The 3,091-nt window shown below is 49.2% G+C and carries 4 protein-coding genes; all 4 read left to right on the top strand.

The genetic code is table 11. From position 1 onward, the window contains the following. Positions 1 to 353: 353 nt before the first annotated feature. The 4 genes from ACQ4M5_RS41620 (at position 354) to ACQ4M5_RS41605 (ending at position 3,016) form a co-directional block, all read left to right on the top strand. Complete coding sequence (locus tag ACQ4M5_RS41620) at positions 354 to 965, top strand: Uma2 family endonuclease (protein WP_430681669.1); 612 nt, start codon at positions 354 to 356, stop codon at positions 963 to 965. 102 nt (positions 966 to 1,067) lie between these two features. Further along, on the top strand, positions 1,068 to 1,700 hold the full coding sequence (locus tag ACQ4M5_RS41615) for a restriction endonuclease subunit R (RefSeq protein WP_430681668.1): 633 nt from the start codon (positions 1,068 to 1,070) through the stop codon (positions 1,698 to 1,700). Positions 1,701 to 1,702: 2 nt separating this feature from the next. Further along, on the top strand, positions 1,703 to 2,242 hold the full coding sequence (locus ACQ4M5_RS41610) for a hypothetical protein (RefSeq protein WP_430681667.1): 540 nt from the start codon (positions 1,703 to 1,705) through the stop codon (positions 2,240 to 2,242). Between the two features lie 9 nt (positions 2,243 to 2,251). Continuing rightward, the gene (locus ACQ4M5_RS41605; RefSeq protein WP_430681666.1) at positions 2,252 to 3,016 is read left to right on the top strand and encodes a hypothetical protein; all 765 of its coding nucleotides are present in this window, start codon (positions 2,252 to 2,254) and stop codon (positions 3,014 to 3,016) included. Positions 3,017 to 3,091 lie beyond the last annotated feature (75 nt).

The raw sequence follows: 3,091 nt of genomic DNA, 5'->3' as shown, positions 1-3,091 counted from the left end.
CCAATGATGCCGTCAAACTTGCGGGTCGGGGTCAACGTTTTCGACTCACTGAAGGGGCTTTTGACTCTTTTACCCTACCGCGTTCTCATGGCTTTGGATAGTCAAAAGTCATAATGAGAATTGCTGGTTTTGAAAGCATAACTTGAGAATCTGGCTCACATTATGCTTACAGTCACACCTCTGGCACACGGAACGTGCTCGACGTGTAAGATATGTCTCCAATATCTAGGTCTCACTAAAGTCTGACTACGTTAAATAACAGAAAACTCTGTACAGATGTACTATAGATAATATTGCTGAGAGTATTTTTGGAGGTGCGAAACCTCTTATGATCAGAAAAGGAGGGATGAAGGATGACGCAAGCCAAATTACGATTCAATACGATCGAGGAGTATCTGGACTATGACGACGGCACTGATACTCGATACGAAGTGGTGAATGGGGAGTTAGTTGCCTTGCCTGCTGAAAATCCAATTAATTCGACGTTGCCTTCGGCTCACGCTCGCGTGTCCGCCACGGTGCTGGTGATTGCGCTGTCGGCTCCAGGAATTCCGCCTTATTGTTTTGCAATCGGTCATCAAATCGAAGTGGATTCGGCTGACGTAACCGCCCGACAACCCGATCTGATTGTTCATACTGAGGAATCTGCAAGAGCCGTCTTGTCGGGTGAACGTTTACTTCGACGCAGTATGCCTGCTCCCCGTTTGGTGGTTGAAGTGGTATCCCCTGGCAAGTCTGGGAGTGCGAACTATAACCGAGACTATGTGGAGAAACCGAAAGAATATGCAGCACGAGGGATTCCTGAGTTTTGGCAAATTGATCCAGACCGCTCGATCGTGATTGTGTTGGAACTCAGAAATGGAAGCTATCGCTCTCAACCCTTTCAAGGCGGTGATCCAATCATTTCGCCAACGTTTCCCGGACTACAACTGACCGCAGAGCAAATTCTTAGGGCAGGGCTTTGATGTTTGCCTAAGCATCAATTTGCCCAGATCCGAGCGACCTTAGAAGCTGTGGCACAATGGGTTTAGATCAATGTCGTATGACGCAGAGCGATCGGAGGTCGTATGGCTCAGGCGGTTCAGGCAAGAAAAGTTACCCTTGGATTCCTGGAAACGGAATTCGGATTGCAGATGGCAGCGAATCCTCGATTTTTTACTGAGTGGATTGCCCCTGAAACGCAAATTACAGATTCGGAACTTCAAGCACTGACGCGGGTGAAATCAAACTTTGAACATTTAATCAAAGAGCCACCCATTCTGGAAGAAGCGGTCAAGATGGTTGTGCTTTCCCCACTTCTGGATTTATCTGGATTTTATCAATCCCCATTTCGGATTAAGCCAGAGGCAGAAATTGAGGTTGAAGCGATCGACAACGAAGACGGCGTGGTAATTCGGGGAGAAATCGATGTACTGGTGGTATCAGGGCAGCTCTGGGTATTAGCGATCGAGTCAAAGATGAGCGCGTTTTCCCTCAACGTCGCACTGCCGCAAGCGTTGAGCTATATGCTGGCAAATCCGACACAGCCCTGTTATGGATTGATTCTCAATGGCAGTGACTTTGTGTTTGTGAAGCTGAATCGAGAGGACACACCGCAGTACGCAACTTCTCGTGTGTTCTCGCTGTTTGCACCCGGCAATGAACTGATTGAGGTATTGAAGATTTTGAAGCATTTGGCTCAGCTTGTGATTGGGGGTTGAAGATGGCGCGATCCGTAAACCGTAAATGTCTAACCTGTGCAGCGCTCTCGGCAGATGAGGCGCAACAATTGCATGGAGCAGAAGGCGATGGCTGTTGGGATGCGGAACGCTGCAAGAAACGACGATCGCATTATCGTCATCGCAGCGATCGCAATGCCAAACGAGTGGTGCAACGCCGAGTTCAAGATTCGACGGATAACCTGATTCGTTTCTCGATCGACGTGCCTGCGATCGCAACTGTGGTGCTAATTATCTACAGCGAACAACCTGAGCGATTCCGAGATGACACCCCGATTCATGCGATCTCATCTGAGCTATGGACGGGGACACAAAAGCAAGCCGAGATTGAACCGATCGTGTGTTTGGGAATGCGGGGTGATAAAGTTACGGCTCTATTTCCGCAAATTCTCGAAGCGTTCACGCAGCACTTTGCTAAGACCTACAATGAGGGCAGACCGTTCTACAAGTTTGCCGCAAAAATCCATCGTCATATTCGCGACTGTCCCATTGTTTCTCCGTTTCAACCTGATTCACGACAGTAGGGGTAAAAAATGCCATCCCAGCCGAGCACGTCTCCGTGTAGCGCAGCTATCGACCTTTGGCAGGAGCTTGAAGAGGCAACCGAAGCGCCTCGGTCAGTTAACTTCGAGTTGTTGTGGTCGATGTTGGAGAAAGCGATCGAACAGTTACCCCAAGCCCAACAGTTAGCGATCGCTGGCAATGCGATCGAGCAAATGGCAGAAATCATCCGACTGCGCTCCACAATACTAATTTCAGACTGGGAAGCCGCACATTCTGAAGCAGAGTTAGAAGCTCCGACGATCGAGATGGCACTGGTGGATGCGTGGGTGCGACAATCGATGGCAGTGGATCTCGATGCGTTCGTGGAGCAACCGAAATCGACACGACGCAGATCGGTGAAGGTGAAGCTTGCGCCGACTGATTCGGTTGCGGGAGAGGTCGAGCCTGCTGCAATTGTTCAGATGCTCGATGAGATGGAGCGCAAACAAAGTGCAGCAGACATGGTACGGGAGTTAGCGGGTGAAGAGAATGTTGCTGCGTGGTCGTCGATCATCGGTCAATGGTTGCAAAACCATGCACTCGAATCTTCGATTTCATTCGGGGAGTTGTGGCAGCAGCTAGAGATGCCGTGGGTCAAGGTGTGGTTAGGGTTGCTCTTAGGTGGATTTGAGTTGCAGCAATCTGGCTCGTTTTATGAATCAGAGGTGTGGATTGCAACTTCTTGCACAAGTTTAAGTGCTGATGGCAGCAATTCTCATTATGAAAAATCAACTGGAGTTGGGCGGGACTTCTAACTCCAGTCCTTCAATCATAAAGGTCAGCAAATGATCCCAATTCTCGAACAATAAGTAGCGAGTTAAGGCACGCAG

It is taken from the genome of Leptolyngbya sp. AN10 (assembly GCF_050565645.1).
Lineage (GTDB): Bacteria > Cyanobacteriota > Cyanobacteriia > Leptolyngbyales > Leptolyngbyaceae > Leptolyngbya.
Note: the sequence above shows the minus strand (reverse complement) of the source record. Positions and strands in the feature narration are given on the sequence as shown.

Excerpts from the sequence above, each read along its gene's own strand:
- ACQ4M5_RS41620 (WP_430681669.1), top strand. The coding sequence starts at position 354 with ATGACGCAAGCCAAATTACGATTCAATACGATCGAGGAGTATCTGGAC.
- ACQ4M5_RS41615 (WP_430681668.1), top strand. The coding sequence starts at position 1,068 with ATGGCTCAGGCGGTTCAGGCAAGAAAAGTTACCCTTGGATTCCTGGAA.
- ACQ4M5_RS41610 (WP_430681667.1), top strand. The coding sequence starts at position 1,703 with ATGGCGCGATCCGTAAACCGTAAATGTCTAACCTGTGCAGCGCTCTCG.
- ACQ4M5_RS41605 (WP_430681666.1), top strand. The coding sequence starts at position 2,252 with ATGCCATCCCAGCCGAGCACGTCTCCGTGTAGCGCAGCTATCGACCTT.